The organism is Erythrobacter insulae, from assembly GCF_007004095.1.
GTDB lineage: Bacteria > Pseudomonadota > Alphaproteobacteria > Sphingomonadales > Sphingomonadaceae > Erythrobacter > Erythrobacter insulae.
On the sequence record NZ_VHJK01000001.1, the window covers coordinates 2,160,240 to 2,178,062 of the forward strand.

21 protein-coding genes and 1 other RNA gene are annotated in these 17,823 nt (G+C 57.3%); 9 read left to right on the forward strand and 13 right to left on the reverse strand.

Annotated elements, in window-relative coordinates:
• The first annotated feature begins 36 nt into the window (after positions 1-36).
• Positions 37-774 carry an arylesterase gene (locus FGU71_RS10080; protein ID WP_142788446.1) on the forward strand — a complete coding sequence of 246 codons (738 nt, stop codon included), beginning with the start codon at positions 37-39 and terminating at the stop codon, positions 772-774.
• Here FGU71_RS10080 and recF read toward each other — a convergent pair.
• Positions 771-1,859 (reverse strand): DNA replication/repair protein RecF, encoded by a 1,089-nt coding sequence (recF, locus tag FGU71_RS10085; protein WP_142788447.1) that lies wholly within the window; start codon positions 1,857-1,859, stop codon positions 771-773. The genes FGU71_RS10080 and recF overlap by 4 nt on opposite strands.
• Before the next feature lie 242 nt (positions 1,860-2,101).
• On the opposite strand from recF, the gene FGU71_RS14180 reads away from it, so the two are divergent.
• Genes FGU71_RS14180 through FGU71_RS10090 form a run of 4 tightly spaced genes read left to right on the forward strand, consistent with a single transcriptional unit; the run spans position 2,102 to position 2,749 of the window.
• A complete protein-coding gene (locus FGU71_RS14180; protein WP_199799170.1) occupies positions 2,102-2,215 on the forward strand; it encodes an enoyl-CoA hydratase in 114 nt (37 codons plus the stop codon).
• Positions 2,216-2,250: 35 nt separating this feature from the next.
• Complete coding sequence (locus FGU71_RS14185; RefSeq protein WP_199799171.1) at positions 2,251-2,361, forward strand: enoyl-CoA hydratase; 111 nt, start codon at positions 2,251-2,253, stop codon at positions 2,359-2,361.
• 32 nt (positions 2,362-2,393) lie between these two features.
• Positions 2,394-2,540 carry a hypothetical protein gene (locus FGU71_RS14125; RefSeq protein WP_185960270.1) on the forward strand — a complete coding sequence of 49 codons (147 nt, stop codon included), beginning with the start codon at positions 2,394-2,396 and terminating at the stop codon, positions 2,538-2,540.
• On the forward strand, positions 2,537-2,749 hold the full coding sequence (locus FGU71_RS10090) for a PspC domain-containing protein (RefSeq protein ID WP_142788448.1): 213 nt from the start codon (positions 2,537-2,539) through the stop codon (positions 2,747-2,749). Before FGU71_RS14125 ends, FGU71_RS10090 begins: the two co-directional genes overlap by 4 nt.
• A gap of 116 nt (positions 2,750-2,865) precedes the next feature.
• Here the strand turns inward: FGU71_RS10090 and FGU71_RS10095 are convergent, their stop codons facing one another.
• From FGU71_RS10095 to FGU71_RS10115, 5 genes are read right to left on the reverse strand one after another with little or no spacing between them, the layout of a single operon-like run.
• On the reverse strand, positions 2,866-3,660 hold the full coding sequence (locus tag FGU71_RS10095; RefSeq protein ID WP_142788449.1) for an SDR family oxidoreductase: 795 nt from the start codon (positions 3,658-3,660) through the stop codon (positions 2,866-2,868).
• The gene (locus FGU71_RS10100) at positions 3,657-4,238 is read right to left on the reverse strand and encodes an NUDIX hydrolase (RefSeq protein WP_185960271.1); all 582 of its coding nucleotides are present in this window, start codon (positions 4,236-4,238) and stop codon (positions 3,657-3,659) included. Before FGU71_RS10100 ends, FGU71_RS10095 begins: the two co-directional genes overlap by 4 nt.
• 11 nt (positions 4,239-4,249) lie before the next feature.
• Positions 4,250-4,924: a TPM domain-containing protein gene (locus FGU71_RS10105; protein ID WP_142788450.1), complete on the reverse strand. Its 675-nt coding sequence runs from the start codon at positions 4,922-4,924 to the stop codon at positions 4,250-4,252.
• A 3-nt stretch (positions 4,925-4,927) separates the two neighbouring features.
• Positions 4,928-5,803 carry a TPM domain-containing protein gene (locus FGU71_RS10110; protein ID WP_407644410.1) on the reverse strand — a complete coding sequence of 292 codons (876 nt, stop codon included), beginning with the start codon at positions 5,801-5,803 and terminating at the stop codon, positions 4,928-4,930.
• A 5-nt stretch (positions 5,804-5,808) separates the two neighbouring features.
• Positions 5,809-6,414 (reverse strand): LemA family protein, encoded by a 606-nt coding sequence (locus FGU71_RS10115; RefSeq protein ID WP_142788452.1) that lies wholly within the window; start codon positions 6,412-6,414, stop codon positions 5,809-5,811.
• A gap of 176 nt (positions 6,415-6,590) precedes the next feature.
• On the opposite strand from FGU71_RS10115, the gene mscL reads away from it, so the two are divergent.
• The 3 genes from mscL to FGU71_RS10130 all read left to right on the forward strand — a co-directional run bounded on the left by mscL (position 6,591) and on the right by FGU71_RS10130 (position 8,181).
• Positions 6,591-7,019 carry a large conductance mechanosensitive channel protein MscL gene (mscL, locus tag FGU71_RS10120; RefSeq protein WP_142788453.1) on the forward strand — a complete coding sequence of 143 codons (429 nt, stop codon included), beginning with the start codon at positions 6,591-6,593 and terminating at the stop codon, positions 7,017-7,019.
• A 166-nt stretch (positions 7,020-7,185) separates the two neighbouring features.
• Positions 7,186-7,527, forward strand: a transfer-messenger RNA (tmRNA) gene (gene ssrA / locus FGU71_RS10125).
• Between the two features lie 255 nt (positions 7,528-7,782).
• Complete coding sequence (locus FGU71_RS10130; protein ID WP_199799172.1) at positions 7,783-8,181, forward strand: BLUF domain-containing protein; 399 nt, start codon at positions 7,783-7,785, stop codon at positions 8,179-8,181.
• Positions 8,182-8,201: 20 nt separating this feature from the next.
• Here FGU71_RS10130 and FGU71_RS10135 read toward each other — a convergent pair whose 3' ends face one another.
• The 4 genes from FGU71_RS10135 to FGU71_RS10150 form a co-directional block, all read right to left on the reverse strand.
• Complete coding sequence (locus tag FGU71_RS10135) at positions 8,202-8,459, reverse strand: hypothetical protein (RefSeq protein WP_142788455.1); 258 nt, start codon at positions 8,457-8,459, stop codon at positions 8,202-8,204.
• 119 nt (positions 8,460-8,578) lie between these two features.
• Positions 8,579-9,832 (reverse strand): N-succinylarginine dihydrolase, encoded by a 1,254-nt coding sequence (locus FGU71_RS10140; RefSeq protein ID WP_142788456.1) that lies wholly within the window; start codon positions 9,830-9,832, stop codon positions 8,579-8,581.
• On the reverse strand, positions 9,829-10,845 hold the full coding sequence (locus FGU71_RS10145; RefSeq protein ID WP_142788457.1) for an arginine N-succinyltransferase: 1,017 nt from the start codon (positions 10,843-10,845) through the stop codon (positions 9,829-9,831). Before FGU71_RS10145 ends, FGU71_RS10140 begins: the two co-directional genes overlap by 4 nt.
• Entirely contained in the window at positions 10,842-12,047 is a 1,206-nt protein-coding gene (locus tag FGU71_RS10150; protein ID WP_142788458.1) for a hydrolase, read from the reverse strand. The genes FGU71_RS10145 and FGU71_RS10150 overlap by 4 nt, the downstream gene beginning before the upstream one ends.
• 157 nt (positions 12,048-12,204) lie before the next feature.
• On the opposite strand from FGU71_RS10150, the gene FGU71_RS10155 reads away from it, so the two are divergent.
• Positions 12,205-14,301: a malate synthase G gene (locus FGU71_RS10155; RefSeq protein WP_142788459.1), complete on the forward strand. Its 2,097-nt coding sequence runs from the start codon at positions 12,205-12,207 to the stop codon at positions 14,299-14,301.
• 133 nt (positions 14,302-14,434) lie between these two features.
• On the opposite strand, the gene rsmA is transcribed toward FGU71_RS10155, so the two are convergent.
• The 3 genes from rsmA to FGU71_RS10170 are packed head-to-tail and all read right to left on the reverse strand — an operon-like array spanning position 14,435 to position 17,606.
• Entirely contained in the window at positions 14,435-15,265 is an 831-nt protein-coding gene (rsmA, locus tag FGU71_RS10160) for a 16S rRNA (adenine(1518)-N(6)/adenine(1519)-N(6))-dimethyltransferase RsmA (protein ID WP_142788460.1), read from the reverse strand.
• Positions 15,258-16,283 carry a 4-hydroxythreonine-4-phosphate dehydrogenase PdxA gene (gene pdxA / locus FGU71_RS10165; RefSeq protein ID WP_142788461.1) on the reverse strand — a complete coding sequence of 342 codons (1,026 nt, stop codon included), beginning with the start codon at positions 16,281-16,283 and terminating at the stop codon, positions 15,258-15,260. Before pdxA ends, rsmA begins: the two co-directional genes overlap by 8 nt.
• Before the next feature lie 9 nt (positions 16,284-16,292).
• Positions 16,293-17,606 (reverse strand): peptidylprolyl isomerase, encoded by a 1,314-nt coding sequence (locus tag FGU71_RS10170; RefSeq protein ID WP_234035718.1) that lies wholly within the window; start codon positions 17,604-17,606, stop codon positions 16,293-16,295.
• Positions 17,607-17,823 lie beyond the last annotated feature (217 nt).

Consider the following 17,823-nt stretch of genomic DNA (forward strand, 5'->3'; position numbering starts at 1 on the left):
AGGGACTGATAGATGCAGGAAAGCACTTGGTCGAAAATGAAACGTACTCTGCGCTGCGGCGTGGCGGTCGCGATGCTGCCATTGGCTTTGGCAGCGTGCAGTGAAAACGCCGCTGATGGCGCTGCGGTTCCCGATACGCGCGCTTCAAGCGAAGAGATAAATCTGCCAGCCATCCCCGTGATGGGGCCAGAGGTCACAATACTCGCCTTTGGTAACAGCCTGTTTGCCGGATACGGCCTGTCCGAAGGCGAAAGCTATCCCGCGAAATTGGAGCGCGCTTTGCGTTCCAAAGGCATCAATGCGGTCATATCAAACGCGGGCGTTTCCGGAGACACCTCTGCTGCTGGCCTGCAACGGCTGACCTTCACGCTGGATGCGCAGAAGCAAAAGCCTGATCTGTTTATTCTTGAGCTTGGCGGAAATGATCTGCTGCGTGGGCTTTCGCCCGCTGAAACGCGCGCCAATCTGTCGGCGATGATGGATGAATTGAAAGACCGCGATATTCCTGTGCTGTTGATGGGAATGCGCGCGCCGCCCAATTACGGCCCCGAATATCAGGCCGACTTCGATGCGTTGTATGGTGATTTGGCACAGGAATATGATGCAGACCTGATCCCGTTCTGGCTGGAGGATATCTATCAGGAACCGACCCTGTTCCAATCGGACCGAATTCATCCCACTGCCGAAGGGATTGAAACGCTCGTTTCCTCAACCCTGGAAAAGGTCGAGGCGGCTCTGCCCGAACCCGTAGGCGATCTGGAGGGCGCGTCCTAAAGCCGTTTCAGCTCTCCGCCGCTTACGCGCCAGATCGCCGCTTCGCTTTCGATATCGGCAAATGGAGCAAGCTCGGTGCCTGTCATCCAAACCTGAGCCTTGCCTTGGCGAAGCCTGCGGAACAATTCCGTGCGGCGCACCGGATCAAGATGGGCGGCAACCTCATCCAGCAACAGGACACTGGGCCGCCCCGATGACGCCAAGACGCCATGCGCCAGCGTGATCGCGATCAGCATCGCTTTCTGCTCGCCTGTCGAACACGATGCCGCCGCAGCTCCGCTTGATGCCATCACCACCTCCAATTCATCGCGGTGCGGCCCGGTGAGCGCGCGCCCGGCAGCGCGGTCGCGCGGCCGCGCGCGGGCCAGCTCTGCCAGCAATTCAGCCACATCGATCGGGCCTCCCGGACGATAAGTCAGGATCGGACGCGCAAACGGTTCAGGCGGGAGCGCGGACAGCTCATCGGCAAGCAGTGTGATCAGCCGCGCTCTATTCTGTGCCACAACCGCGCCGTGCTGCGCGACTTGCGCTTCAATAGCATCAAGCCACCGCGCATCGCCGCCTGTTTCCAGCAGCTTGTTGCGCTCTCGCAGCGCATTTTCGAGCGAGGAGGTGTGCTTGGCATGGCCGGGCTCCACCGCCAGCGCCATCCGATCCACAAATCGCCGCCTCGCGCCAGCGCTATCGGTGAACAGGCCGTCCATTGCCGGGGTAAGCCATGAAACCGCATGCCATTCGGACAAGGCGCTTGCGCTGGCATCGGCACCATTGATGCGGACAAGGCGGCGGGTAGGGCGGTCTGCCTCTGTATAAGTGCCGATGCGCGCCGATGTCTGGCCCTGTTCGATCAAGCTCGCGCCAATCGCAAAGGCGCCCGCTTCTGCATCAGGGTCGGGCTTGCGGGCCAAATCGCCTAAAGCGGCGCGGCGCAGTCCTCGGCCGGGGCTTAATAGAGAAAGCGCCTCAAGCACATTGGTTTTGCCCGCCCCGTTTTCTCCGACGAGCAGATTGAAATGCGCAGTTTCCGCCAGCTCCGAAGCGGCGTGGTTGCGAAAGTTCTGAAGAGTGATCTTGGTCAGCGCCATGGAAGAACAGCAGGTAGCATTCCTTGCGGTAAAGGCCAGCTTGAGAAAGTGCGAAATCACCAATCCCAACACATGGTGTAAATTCCCAAATGTTTGGATTTGTTAACTTGTCATTCAGCTTGTCAAATCGTGTAAACCGCAGAATTCCGCCATTTTTCAAGTTTGGCACACCTCCTGCAATGTATCGGGTGTCCCAAAGGATTGGCCCGAAAGACACAAATAACTCAATCAGGAGATACCAAATGTTCGCTCTAGACCTTTCAAACCGCCTCGCCGCAGCCGCCTTCTCGGTCGCTCTTTCCGCCGCTTTCTTCGCTTACGCAATCATCCCTGCCAGCCCTTCGCTGATGGTCTGATCGTCAAGCCTCTCTCAAATAAAGGAAACCAACCCATGTTTAACAGTGACACCGGCAACCGCCTCTTCGCAGCAGCGTTCTCAGTGATCCTCTCGACCGGCATTTTCGCCTACGCAATTGTTCCCGGCACACCCGGCCTGGTCTGATCACAGCAAATTTCAACGAAAGGAAAAATCACATGTACTCGTTCTTCGACCTCGGCAATCAGACAAGCGCCCGCTTTGTGGCTGGTGCAGGTGCGATGATCGTCACCGTTATTCTGATGGCAACAGCCATCATCCCGGCAAGCCCTGCCATTCCTTTCGCTACAGGAGCCATCGCATGAACAATCTGACCAACAAAAACAGTGGCCCGCCGCAGACCGGCTATCGCCTTGATAAAGCCAACGGCAAATTGTTCGGAGTGTGCGCCGGTCTGGCCAATGCTACCGATATCGATGCAACGATCTGGCGGATCGGATTGGTTGTCGCGACACTGCTCGGATTTGGTTTGACCATCCCGATCTATCTCGCAGTTGCGCTGATCGCGGATTGATCGCGCAGCAAACAAAAGAGCGGCCCTGGTTTTTCGGACCGCTGCGCACCGATCTGAACAAACCGGGAGGGGCCGATTGGCCCCTCTCTTGATTCCGGCCCGGCGCCGATCGGCTTTTACATTGCTGAAATACCGCCATCCAGTTTGATTTCGGCACCTGTCATGAACCGGCTTTCATCGCTGGCGAGGTAAACCACCGCATTGGCGATATCATTGGGTTCACCCACAAATCTCAGCGGAATTTGCCGCGCCAGTTTTTCCAGCAGCACGTCTTTGTCCAGCTGAGCTGCGCGTGCGGTTCCATCCAGGATCGGCGTATCGACAAAGGTCGGGTGCACCGAATTACACCGGATCTGCATGTTCTTTTTCGCGCAGTGGAGCGCAATCGATTTGGACAGCATCCAGACCGCCGCTTTTGAAGCGTTATAGGCCGGCATGGTGTCGCTCGCGATCAGACCGGCGATGCTGGAGATGTTGATGATTGATCCGGGCGCATGGTCGCGCATCAAAGGCAAGGCTTTCTGACAGCCGTGAAAAATGGAATCGACATTGATCGAAAAACACCGCTGCCAATCAGCAAAATCACATTCCTCGATATTTCCCGGCACGCCGATACCGGCATTGTTCACCAGCACATTAAGACCGCCCATGTTCTCGCGAGCCGCAGTGACGGCGGCTTCCCAGCTCATCGGATCGGTCACGTTATGCTCGACCGAAAATGCCGTTCCAGCGCCCATTTCCGCATTGATGATCTCGGCCGTTTCGGCTGCGCCTGCCCCGTTGATGTCACTGGCCAGGACGCGCGCGCCTTCCTGCGCAAGCCGGATGCAATGCGCACGGCCAAGTCCCTGCGCACCTCCGGTTACCAATGCCAATTTGCCTTCACAGCGCTGCGGTCGGGTCGATGTCATGTGATTTCCTCTCCAAGATATTCCGGTGTCATGAGCATCGCTATCCGCACATCAACCGCGTGACCAGCTTTGCGCCATTCCGCAACAAAGCGTGACAGGTTCGAAAGCGCGACGCGGTGCACGATTATGTTCTCATCCGCGAGCCCGCCGCCATCGCTCACTTTGGTAAGGGCGGTCGCGCGTAGAAGGGTAAAGCATTCGGACACCATGCCGGGGGAGGAATAGAATTCGCCCAGCACATCGAGGCTGCCAGCACGGTATCCGGTTTCTTCCTCAAGCTCCCGCGCTGCCGCCTCGCTGGCCAGTTCGCCTTCTTTGCCATCATCATCGCCAATCAGGCCGGCGGGTATTTCCAGACAAAAACGTGACAGCGGGACGCGGTACTGGCTGACCAGAATGACATGACGCGTGCCGTCTGCGTCTTTATCAATCGCGATGATCGCAGCGGCACGAATGCCCCGCGCGCGGCCTACATATTCCCATCGGCCACGGGTCTTGGCCGTGATAAATTTGCCTTCCCAACGGATATCTTCGGGCTTGTCAGCGTCGGAATCGCGGATCATCGAAATGTCACTCATGGGCGATAGCCCTAGACTTCGATCAGCCTGTCTGGAAGCTCATTCTGATCATCATCAGTGCGCGGGAAATGTTGTGACAGGACAAAGCCGACATCGCGTACGCCCACGGCAAGGCCTTCGGCAATATTACCCGCTTTGATCTCGATCAGCATATCTCCCATTGCCTCGCCCCAAACCTCGGCAGGGACAATCGCGGCGATCGGTTCATCCGCGACGATTTCTGCGCGGTGTTCGCTCATGGACAGATAGATCAGCACTCCTGTGCGCCCATGGGTCCGGCGTTCTGCGCCGACTTTGAAATGCTTGATTGCCTGTTCATGGACGCGGGATGTCTTGACCGGTCCTGGCACAAACAAAAATTTCAGCGGCTGCCACATCTGGATCAGCACCAGTGTCACAAATGTAATCAGGCCAAGCGCAATGGTCATGCTGGCCAATTCGCCAATCGACCATTCGTGACCCCAGCCGCCGATTAGACTATCCCAAAAATCAAGGAATGGCTGGGGCAGGGCGGCGAAAACGCTCATGATGGTGAAACTGCCTGCAAGCGCCCACCACAGCGCGACATCCGTATAGTCATCGCTGCGATCTGCCAGCACGGTTAGGATCTCGCCAGACGTGTTCAGTTCTGCTTCGCCGACAGCGTCGGATACGGTCTTGTGCTGCTCTTTGTTCAGATAGCCCATGATCTACCAGCCTCCCGAGGCGCCGCCGCCACCGAATGATCCGCCGCCGCCAGAGAAGCCGCCGCCAAAGCCGCCGCCGCCTCCAAAGCCGCCGCCGCCGCCCCAATCATCGCCATCGGAAAGCGCGCCGCGCACAATAGCGCTGCCGACTTCCCAAAGAATGATGTCGCTCGCGGTATCGCCCCAGCCGCGGCCACGCTCGCCGCCGCGCTTACCCCAGGGGCCTTCGCCTTTAGACCGGTATTTGCGCTTGCGCCTGCGTCCGCGCAGGATTGGAAGAACGAAGAAAAAGAAGAGGAAGCCCATCCAGATAAGCGTGCCGACGGGAAAGCCGCCTTCGCGAGAGGAGCTTGCGCGCTCTTGCCCGGCGGCCTGCGCCACGCGTTGCGCCTCGTCAGGTGGCAATTGCAGCTGTGTGATTATGGCGTCGGCGCCAGCGACAATACCCGCCGGATAATCGCCTCCGCGAAATTCAGGCAAGACGATGTTTTGAATGATCAATGCAGACAATGCATCCGTCAGCGTCCCTTCAAGGCCGTAGCCGACTTCGATGCGCACTTTGCGTTCATTGGGCGCGACAAGCAGCAATGCGCCATCATTGCGCTCCGCATCGCCAAGACCCCATGCCCGGCCCAGCTGATAGCCATAATCTGCTATGTCATAGCCCTGCAAATCGGGAACGGTCGCGATCACCAATTGCCGCTGTGACTGCGTTTCGAGGGCTTCCAGTTTTGCGTTAAGCTGCGCTTCGACATCGGCAGGAATGATGTCTGCATTGTCGATCACACGGCCCGACAGCTCTGGAAATTCCGGCTGCGCTGCGAGGGGGGACGCAATTAAGGCCCCCGCCGCAGCGAGCAAGATGAGCAATGGGCGCAGCACGCTTACGAGTTTGCCGTCAGGTCAAGCTCGGGCGCTTCCTCTGCGCCTTCTGTAACAGACGAATACGGGACCAGCGGCTCTGCGCCGTGGATGATGTTTGCGCCGATTGTGTCGGGGAAGGTGCGGATTGTGGTGTTATATTTGCGCACGGCTTCGTTGTAGTCACGGATCGCGACAGAAATGCGGTTCTCCGTGCCTTCGAGCTGGCTTTGCAGCGCAAGGAAATTCTGGTTCGACTGGATCGTGGGATAAGCTTCGAAGCTTGCCAGCAAACGGCCAAGGCCTTGGCTCAATTGACCCTGTGCCTGCGCGAGTTCGGCCATTTTCGCCTCGTCGCCCAGATCATCCGCGCTCACAGTGACGGAGGTCGCACGTGCGCGCGCTTCGGTAACTTCTGTCAGGATGCCGCGCTCATTTTCCGCGGCGCCTTTGGCTACTTCGGCAAGGTTTGGGATCAGATTCGCGCGGCGTTGGAATTGCGCTTCGACATCGGCCCATTTCGCTTTGGCTTCTTCTTCGGCGGCTGGCACCGAGTTGATGCCGCATGCTGCGAGCGAAAGCGATGCGGCTGCCACCAAAGCAGCGCGGGTCATAGTCTTCAAATTCATTGATATCCCTCCAAAAAGCGCGGCCACGTTCAATCAAAAACCGCGCTAAGTCCTGTATTGTACATATAGCACACCCTAGCGACCTTTCAAGAAGTGTAAACTTGTATCCTGACGTCTTGGCAGGCGGGAAAAGACCTGCAAAAGAGGGGCTTGGAACCGTAATCTAGGGGATCGTAATGCTTACCGAATTCAAGGAATTTATCGCCAAGGGCAATGTAATGGAACTCGCCGTGGCGGTAATTATCGCTGGCGCTTTTGCCGTGATCGTTTCGTCATTGACGGCCGATCTTATCATGCCGCTGGTCGGCGCGATTTTCGGCGATGTTGATTTCAGCAACAAATACATCGTTCTATCGGGTGAAGTTGAAGCAGGCATGTCGCTTGACGCGGCGCGTGAAGCGGGCGCGAATGTGCTGGCATGGGGTGCGTTCGTGACGACGGTTATCAACTTCGTCATCCTTGCCTTCATCATCTTCATGCTGGTGCGTTATGCCAACAAGGCGCAGGCAAGCTTTGAAAAGCCAGCCGAAGAAGCGCCTGCGGAGCCTGAAGGCCCGAGCGAAATCGAGTTGCTCACAGAAATTCGTGACGCGCTTAAGAAGTAAACTGGCGCTATCGTAAAAAACGCCCGTGCCCGAAAGGGTGCGGGCGTTTTTTTGTCCGCATGCCATCCGGATTGCGATGCCCTCTGCATCTTTGCGTCCCGACGGGCCGCGCAAACACAAACTTCGCCTGATTGGCGCGGCGAAACGGCCGGAGAATCACACCCAGTCACTTCCAATTCATGCCACAAGTCCTATGTAAGAGGTGTCGGGCAACCGACTATGGCGATAAATTGCTGCGTGCAATAGGTACAACGGACCCGGGGGCAGTACCCGGCGTCTCCACCATAACCCTCTGTTAAAAGAGGATTTTGACGGGGACGAACTAGGATCGACGTGGACTGAAAAGCGTAGTTTTTGCCCGGGCTGAAAACCCCGTAAAACTGTTCACAACTCATAAGTGCAAACGATAACGAAGCACTCGCAATCGCTGCGTAATCTGACGGCCTAACGGCCTGATCTTACAAAGCTAAAGCGCGGTTGGACCGACCGGGCAACAGAACGGATTCCGGGGCTCCGGGGGTAGCTAGCAACAGAAACCCTCACCATTTCTCACTGGCATTTCTCACGGGCATTTCTCACGGGCATTTCTCAGGGAAAAATGCAGACCTGACGCTTTGAGCGGCGGTCCCCTGCGGCGGTTCCCTGCCGATCATTTCAATCCTCACTGCCCTGCGATGAAATACGCGGCCGCCGCCTTCAACACGCTATGCGGTGGCTTAAACATCGCCTAGACCGGTGTCCGGGCCACATAAGGAGACGCGGTTTGGCAAAACGATTGATCTACCGCTCGCAGCCTTTCGGCTTCGACAATGCAATGCTTTCGGGCATATTGTTACAGGCGCGGCGCAATAATCAGCGCGGTGACATCACGGGCGCTTTGATTTGCCGCCATGATGTCTACCTGCAATTGATCGAAGGGCCCGATGACGCAATCGATGGGGTGTTCGGCCGCATTCTGGCCGATGATCGCCACACCAATGTTAAATTGCTGTTGGAAGAGCCGTGTGAGGATCGCATGTTCCCGGAATGGGCAATGCTCGATGATCAGGCACCGTCGCTATTCTGGTCGATTGAAGCGGTAGAGCAGGGCGATTTGGATGCAGCAGACCGCAGCGAACTGCTCGCCCCGTTTGCACGATTGAGCAATTCAAACGCCGGATAAGCGATGTTTCTACTGCGAAATCAAACGGTCTTTGGTCCGGTTGCGCCTTCGCGCAGTTCCGCCAATTCCTTTTCGGCTTTCAATCCATCAAGGATTTTCGCGCCCGCAAGGAAAACCGCGCCGCTGGTTGCCGCAAACAGAGCCCAGCCCCATCCGCCGGGATATTGCTCAAGATAATCGACCCCGCGCGACATTGCGCCCAGTGCCAGCGCATAGATAATCACGAAGGCTTCGAACCTGTTCTTGATTACAAACAGCCTTCCGATTTTCTTTAACATGCGCTCTCCTGCGTTAACCTTTTAGACTGCAACACCTATGCCAACTACACGTTGGTGCGGGGGGCGCTGGTTAACCTGTAACAGACTGTAAACAGCCCCGACAAGAAAGTGCAAACGCGTTAACTTAGTTCCGGGATAACCAGCGCATCAAGAAGTGCTTTGCGCGCAGCGATCACGCTGCTGGCTAAAGTTTCATTGCCAATGTCGGCGGGATCGATCTGGTCCGGGTAATGCGCGGAAATCGTGGCTTCGAGCAGATCGGCCTTTGCATCATCCAGCATAAAGCGCGGATCCACATTTGCAGGATCGCACACCACACGCAGGCGCAGACACGCAGGGCCGCCGCCATTGGCCATCGATTGGCGCACATCAACCGGAATAACTTCGCGGATCGGGCCATTCGACGCCATCATAGCTTCGCAATAGGCCCAGACGCTCTGAGATTCGCGGCATTCCTCCGGCACGATCAAGGCCATGCTGCCATCAGGCTGCGTCACCAATTGCGCGTTGAACAAATAGGTGCGGATCGCCTCTTCGATCGAAACTGCCTCGGATGGCACTTCGACAACATCGAGCGCGGGAAAAGCGGCGCGGATCGCATCATATGCGCCTGCCTGATCGGCGAAGGCTTCTGCGTGGGCAAACAGCACCCGCTCATTGGCGACAGATACGACGTCATTGTGAAACGCCCCCGCTTCGATTGCGGCTGGATTTTGTTCGATAAACACGCATTTCGTATGGTCGAGCCCGTGACGGCGCGCGACCAGCCGGCTGGATTGTTCGTGTTGGCGAGCGGGGAAACGGCCTCCCGGACGGCCATAGACAAACACTTCAACACCGGCGCTGCCATGCCCTTCGCAAAAGCGCATATGGTTTGCCGCACCCTCATCACCGAATGTCATCGGTGCGATATCATGAACGGTAAAGTGATCCCGGTTGCCAAAGGCGACCTCCAGCATACGTTTGGTATCGGGCCATTCCTGAGCGCGGTGCAGCATGGTGACGAGGTTAGCGGGGGTGAGATGGCACTTGCCGTCTTTCGTATCAGGTGCGGGGCTGACCGTGGCGGCATTCGCGGTCCACATGGACGATGCAGACCACGGCGCGGCGCGCAATGCGGCTGGTTCGCTCCCGTCATAGGCAAGCGATCGGGCCAGCGCTGTGTTCGGTCGCGGCAGAGGCAGGAGAAAACCTTGAACCCCAAGCCGCGCCAGATTTCCGCGCATCTTGGCCACCCCCTGAAGTGCGGCGGCCTTGGGATAGGACGGATCACCTTTATGCGATGCGCTGGCAATATTGCCGAGGCTCAGGCCCGCATAATTGTGGCTAGGGCCGACGATCCCGTCGAAATTAATCTCTTTCAGATCGCTCATCGCGCCACACTCCACACGGTATCGCCTTCGCTCACATCAAGCGCGTCTGCGGCGACAGCATCAATTGCAATGGTGCCATCGTCATTGAATTTGCACGCGCCGTAACAGGCGCGAAATGTCTGCAATTGCCCGGTCGCCAGAATTGCCCGTTCGCCTTCGGAAAGATTAATGTCGGCGACGATGGCCTGCTTGCTGTTCTTCACGCTGGTGACATCATCTGTTCGCGCAACCATGCTGGGCCCGGCATCGAAAATGTCGACATAGCCATCGTAATGGAAGCCTTCGTTTTCGAGCATCCGCATGGCGGCGCGGCCTGTCGGGTGCGGCACTCCGATCACGCTTTTCGCGTCATCGGACAGCATGGATACGTAGACGGGATGTTTGGGCATCAGATCCGCGATAAACTGGTTTCCGTTGATCGCGTTGAAATAATCGGCATCCTGAAAGCTCATCCCGAAAAACCGGCCCGCGACCCCATCCCAAAAAGGCGATCCGCCGCGCTCGTCAATAATACCGCGAAGTTCGGCCAGAATCCGATCGGCAAAGCGATTGCGGTGCATCGCGACAAACAAATAGCGGCTGCGGGCAAGCAATAGCCCAAGCCCGCCCGCGCGTTCATTGGGATGCAGGAACAATCCGCCAACCTCACTCGATCCCTCAAGATCGGTCACCAGACTGAGCAGCTCGGCGCGAACTGTCCGGTCGAGCTCTTTGCTATACTGCGTCAGAGTGTTGAGGCGGTAGGAATAAAATGGCCATTGCTGGCCCACCTTTGTCATCAATTGACAGGTCCCTACGACCTTTTTCGTCTGCAGGTTTTCAAGCACCAGTACGAATTGTTCGTCGATCAACTCATCTGTGACGTTGGCAAAGGCTTCTGTCGCGCGTTCCAGCTTTGAAGATAGCGCGGCCCGATCAGGTGGCAGGTTGGTAAACCCGCCTCCGGTAAGCTTGGCCATCTCATAAAGATGTTCAAGATCGGTCAGGCGCGCAGCGCGTAGGCGATAGGTCAATGCACGTCTCCGGCAAGCGCACCATCAGCGATGCGAGAAAGGACAAGAGCGGACAATGCGGCGCGCTCTTTCAGGCTGGGTACTATCAGGAATTCATCCGCGGAATGGATCGATCCGCCGCGCACGCCCATCGTGTCCACCACCGGAACTCCGCAGGCTGCGATATTATTGCCATCGCACACGCCGCCGGTCGATTTCCATGCAATATGCTGACCCAGCTCGTCCCCGCATTGCTTGACTAGATCAAACAGGCGCTGGGCATTTTCATCGACAGGTTTGGGCGGACGGGTAACACCGCCATGACGGTGCGTATTCACCTCATGATCGGCCTCAACACTGCTCAGCAAATCATTGAGCGCGCTGTCAAAACCTTCCATTGCCTCGGTCGATTTGGGGCGAATGTTGAACCGCAGGAGGATGTGATCAGGCACAACATTGTTGGGTCCTCCGCCTTCGATCTTGGCGGGATTGATAGTGATATCATCGCGCTCCATCGCCTTGAGACGCAGGATCAAATCGGCTGCCGCGACTAAGGCGTTGCGGCCTTCATGTGGGTTGCGACCGGCATGGGCAGATTTGCCTTTGATCGTGATCGAATAATTGCCAGTTCCGCCGCGCGCATGGGCCAAGGTGCCATCGGGCAATGCAGCAGGTTCATATGTCAGCGCAGCCAGCTTGCCGCGCGCCATTTCCGCGATCAGAGCCGAGCTTGCCAGAGATCCGGTTTCTTCATCGGAATTGATCAGAATGTCATAGCCAAGCGAAGAAGCCTTGCCGGACGCTTCGAACACTTTGAGAGCGTGCAGGATGATCGCAATGCCCCCTTTCATATCCGCCACGCCGGGTCCGTTCAGCACATCGTCTTCAAGCCAGGTCTGGTTCTGGAACGGGTGATCCTTGGGAAAGACCGTGTCCATGTGACCTGTAAACAGCAATCGGCGATTGGCGGTTGGGCGCACCCGGACGATCAGATGCTGACCGTTGGCGATCTCGAATTCATTGCCATCCGCAGCGATCCCTGTGACCGGGGCAGGGTCGATCAATTCAACCTCGCCCGGCAATGCCGAAAATGCATCGGCCAGCGCGCCTGCCTGTTTTTTCAAGCCTTGCAGATTGCCGGTTCCGGTATTGATGGCGCACCACGCCTGCACATCATTCAACATCGCAGACGCATCGATTTTCGAAAGAATTTCTGGTTTCATATGCAATCACCTCTAGCGGGCGAACGGGCGCTGTCCAACCCGTCGTATAAGGCAATGCGCATAGCCCGCTTTGCCCCGTTGCAATTCATGCCGCGTTTGGCCATATCTCGGCTGTCCTCCTCCCCAGGTTCCATTTTATGGCATTTCGAGGACCACAATGACCAGTATGATAAATCGCGCCGGCCTTTCGATTGATGAACGGCTGGCGACATTTCTTGAAACCCAGGTTTTGACCCCGCTCGGACGGGATGCTGATGCGTTTTGGGACGGGTTTGCCGCGTTGCTGGCCGATTTTGTCCCGCGAAACCGTGCGCTTTTGGCAAAGCGGATCGAACTGCAATCGCAGATTGATGATTGGCATATTGATCATAGCGGGAAACCGCATGACGCCGCAGCCTATCGGACGTTCCTGGAAAACATCGGGTATCTGGTGCCGGAGCCCGGCGATTTTCAAATCGGGACGAAAAACGTCGATCCCGAAATTGCGACTATGGCGGGGCCTCAACTGGTTGTGCCTATTCTGAACGCGCGGTTCCTGCTGAATGCGGCGAATGCTCGCTGGGGCAGTCTGTATGATGCGTTCTACGGCACCGATGCTCTGGATGCGCCCCCGGCCAAGGCTGGCGGCTATGACAAAGCGCGCGGAGACGCAGTGATCGCTCGCGGCCGCGAATTTCTCGATGCGGCGCTGCCCTTGGTTGATCAAAGCTGGGCCGACCTCGCCGATAAAGATGACGGCACATTGCAGGATGAAAGCCAGTGGGTCGGGTTTACCGATAAAGGGCTGCTGTTCCAGAACAATGGCTTGCATATCGAAGTGGTGTTTGATCGAAACACCCCCGTCGGCGCTGATGACAAGGCTGGTATTGCGGACATCATGCTTGAATCCGCGCTGACGACGATTGCCGATTGCGAGGATTCGGTTGCAGCTGTCGATGCCGAAGACAAATTGCTGGCCTATACCAATTGGCTCGGCATTATTCGGGGCGATCTGGAAGAGAGTTTTGAAAAGGGCGGAAAAACGCTCACCCGTCAGTTGAATGGCGACAAAGCCTATAAAACCAGCGCAGGCGAAGCATGCAGCCTTTCAGGGCGCAGCCTTATGTTTGTCCGCAATGTTGGGCATTTGATGACCAATCCGGCAATCCGGCACGCTGATGGCGATGAAATCCCTGAAGGCATAATGGACGCGGTATTCACCAGCGCGATCAGCACAATCGACGTTGAGGGGCACGCCAAATACGGCAATTCAAAAGCAGGCAGCATCTACATCGTGAAGCCGAAGATGCACGGCCCAGAAGAATGCGCCTTTACCAATGATCTGTTCGATGCGGTCGAAGATTTGCTGGGCTTGCCGCGCCACACGATCAAGGTCGGCGTAATGGACGAGGAACGCCGGACGTCGGCTAACCTCGGCGCATGTATCCACGCCGTGAAGGACCGGATTGTGTTCATCAACACCGGTTTCCTCGATCGTACGGGCGATGAAATTCACACTTCGATGCAGGCTGGGCCGATGATGCGCAAAGGCGCAATGAAGGGCTCCGATTGGCTGCTGGCATACGAGGCGCGCAACGTTGCAATCGGTTTGAAACACGGGCTTTCCGGTGTTGCCCAGATCGGTAAAGGCATGTGGGCTGCGCCCGATCTGATGGGTCAGATGATGACCGACAAAATCGGCCATCTGCGCGCCGGTGCGAATACGGCATGGGTGCCATCGCCGACAGCCGCGACGCTGCATGCACTGCATTATCATCAGGAAAACGTGTTCGAAATCCAGAAATCATTGCCGCAGCCCGCCGGTCTGGATGCGCTGCTCAATATCCCGCTCGCAGAGAACACCAATTGGCCCGAAGACGAACTGCGCGAGGAACTCGACAACAATTGCCAGGGCTTGCTTGGCTATGTGGTGCGCTGGGTCGATGCCGGGGTCGGATGCTCCAAGGTTCCTGACATCAACGATGTCGGCCTCATGGAAGATCGCGCCACCTTGCGCATTTCATCGCAGCATATCGCGAACTGGCTGCTCCACGGCATCGTCAGCGAGGATCAGGTAATGGATAGCCTGAACCGCATGGCAGCAAAGGTTGATGCGCAAAATGCCGGAGATTCAACCTATATTCCTCTGATCGGAAACGAAGACGCACCCGCATTCAGCGCGGCCAAAGACCTGATTTTCAAAGGTGTCGAGCAGCCCAGCGGTTATACCGAGCCGCTGCTTCACCACTGGCGCAAGGTGAAGAAGGCGGGATAGGGCACTATTCAAGCTCGCTCAGGTAAAGGATCAAATCCGATCGGCCCCTTTTACCAGGGGGCCCGTCCTGGTGAGCCTGAACACGGCCGCGTGTCGCCGCCAATCTTTGCCAGACAGAGGGTGATCCAAATCCCTAACGCAAAGTGTTCAGAGTACGGGCCAAAGCGACAAACTCGGCGACACTCAGCGTCTCGGCTCGGCGGGTTTCATCAATGCCAAGGCTGCTCAGCGCTTCGCACGCGCCGGGCACACCCTTCAGGCTCTGGCGCAGCATTTTGCGGCGCTGGCCAAAGGCTGCTTCGGTCAGGCGCTCAAGCGTCCTTGCCGGTACACCTTCGGGTGCATCTGCCGGAGTAACATGCACAATCGCGCTCATCACCTTGGGCGGCGGTGTAAAGGCGCTGCGGTGGACTTTCATCGCCAATTTCGCAGAGCTGCGCCACTGGGCCAGCACGGCAAGGCGGCCATAGGCGCTGGTGTTTTCTTTCGACACGATCCGTTCGGCGACCTCGCGCTGGAACATCAGTGTAAGAGACAGCCATTGCGGCGGCCAATTCTCTCCCGATAGCCATTTCACGAACAAGGCTGTACCAACATTATAGGGCAGATTGGAAAGGACATGGAACGGCGCACCGCCCATGATCGCTCCATGGTCCAGCTTCATCGCATCGCCGTGAATCACGGTAAGCTGACCGGGAAATGCCTCGGAAAGCTCTTCGAGAGCGGGCAGGCAGCGCGCGTCCATCTCGATCGCGGTGACTTTTGCACCAGCGCGGAGCAAGGCGCGCGTCAGCCCTCCGGGGCCAGGGCCAACCTCCAGCACGTTTGCTCCCGCCAGATCACCGGGCAGGGCGGCGATGCGGTTGAGCAATTGTTCATCGAGCAGGAAGTTTTGGCCCAGCGCTTTTGACGCAGATAGTCCGTGGCGCGCGATTGTCTCTCGGATCGGGGGCAGGTCATCCATGCGCAGTGCTTGCCTGCCGTGCCGATGCGCATGCCCCGGCCATGCGCAGTGCCGCGCACATCGCCCCGGCATCCGCGATGCCCCGGTCCGCAATATCGAAAGCGGTTCCGTGGTCGGGAGAGGTGCGGATTATCGGCAGGCCCAGCGTCACATTCACGCCTTCATCAAACTCCAACGCCTTAAGCGGGATCAACGCCTGATCATGGTACATGCAAAGCGCCGCGTCGTATGTTTTGCGGATGCGCGGTGTGAACAGCGCATCACCTGGCACGGGACCGATTACGTCCAATCCCTCGCTGCGCAGGGTGGCAATGGCAGGCTCGATAATGCGCGCTTCCTCATTACCGAACTGCCCATCTTCGCCGGAATGCGGATTAAGCCCGGCGATTGCGAGGCGCGGGGCTTTGATCCCGAAATCCCGGCTGAGGCCGCTTGCAACAATGCGGGCCCGATGCGTGATCAGATCACTGGTCAGCTGCTTGGGGACTTCTGAAAGTGCGATATGAACTGTCAGCGGGACTGTCCGCAAAGATGGCCCGGCGAGCATCATCACAGCGTCTTTCTCTGAAAGGTTGCACGCCCTGGCAAGGAATTCGGTTTGCCCCGGAAAATCAAAGCCCACCTCCATCAAAGCCGCCTTGGCGACAGGAGCGGTAACCAGACCGGCTGCTTCGCCGCGTCCAGCGAAACGGGTGGCCCATTCCAAAGAGGTGAGGGCCAATTTCGCGCCCAACCGAGTGGGCTTCCCGGGCGTGTAGGGAACATCCAGTCCCGCCATCACCGGCAGGCCGGCATGAAACGCCATCGGCGCTTCGTGTGGCTGGGCAATCGGAATTATTGGACAATCAAACCCGTATCTTTGCGCCGCACCGCGAAGGACTTCGACACCGCCGACCACAAAAAACGGATAGGCGGAGGCCTCGCTGCGCAGCTTTAGATAGCTGCGCACGATGATCTCCGGCCCGATTCCCGCCGGATCGCCTAGCGATACCGCCAGCGGGAACGGGGTCACAGTCATTCGGAGGGCTCAGTTATACTCGATATAGGCATCGTTACGAAGATCGCGCAGATAACGCTGAGCGCGTTTGTCGATACGCTCTTCTTCGATCTGATTCATGATCTGCTCAAATGTCGGCGCGCCGGAATCCTGAGGGTCATCGCGGCCACAAAGCATGAGCACGCGCACACCATCCTGCGGGCTACCGAACGGCCGCGTGGTTTGGCCCAGTTGCAGCTGCATTACCATATTGCGCAGTTGCTCGGGCAGGCGGCTCGCCTGGATTTGATTGTTTTCGACCACCGACGCACCAAGCTCTGTCTGAGCCCGCTCGGCATCGGCGCAGCCGCGCAGTGTATCGACAAACCCTGCAAATTGAGCGACCTTTGCATCCGCTTCTTCTTGCGTCACATCCGGTTCAAATGTGATGGCGATCTGTTTCAGGTTCAAAATCGCATTGTTGGGATCGGCCATCAAAACCTGACGTTTATTGGTCAGGTACAGGATTGAAAAGCCGCCTGGAATCTCGATCGGGCCACTTAACTGACCCGGTTGCATCTGGCGTACCGAAGCGGCGAGCTGGGGCGGCAATTGCCCCAGACGGATCCAGCCAAGATCGCCGCCGACCACTGCGGTTGTGGCTTCGGAATATTGGCGTGCATAGGCGACAAAGCTGCCGCCTTGGCCAAGCTGTTCCATGATCGCTGCTGCGTTACGTTCGACTGCAGCGCGATTTTCCGGCGTGGCCGAAAGATAGATTTCGCTGAGCTGATATTCATCGGTTCCGCGCGATTCTTCCAACCTTTTCAGAACTTCGTTCACCTCTTCGGCGGACACGTTCACGAACGGCGTGATGTTACGGCGCAGCAGGTTTTCCCACGCGAGCTCGCCTTCGATCTGACGTTTCAACGCAGCGGCAGACGATCCGATCGATTCCAGGTACACGCCCATCTGTTCGGGGTCCTGGCTGAAATTCTGCGCAGCCAGGCGATTGTATGTCTGTTCAATCTGAGCGCGGCTGACCGGCATTTCCTGGGCCTGAGCAGCCTGAACTTTCAGAGTTTCATCAATCAGATTGCGCAAAATCTGTTCGCGCAGCCGCTCAAGGTCTTCAGGTCTGAACTGATTCTGCGATGCGGATGTGACCAGCGCAACGCGTTGATTGATATCCGTCCGGGTAATGACATAGCCATTCACCACTGCCGTCGCAGAACGCTCACGCGGCTGCTCTGTGCCGATCACTGCGACGTTATCTGGCAACCCGATCGAATTGCCAGCGCCGGTTTGAGCCTGTGTCTGCGCACCTGTTGGAAAAGCGGTAAAGCTCATCAATCCAGCAGCCATTACAGCGGTACAGTTTCTCGAAAAAACCTTCATCGTCACGTAATAAATCCCGATTCAATTTGTCGCGTTTTTAGCGATTTGGTGTGTTTGCGCGGCCCCTATCGCGCGTGATCATCTGGTCTGCCTTGCGCTGGCTGAACGAAGGCTGAGTGCACCCGTCACGACCGTTTGTATGGGCCTTTAACGCGTTTTTGCGGTGCTGCCAATTCGTGAAGCG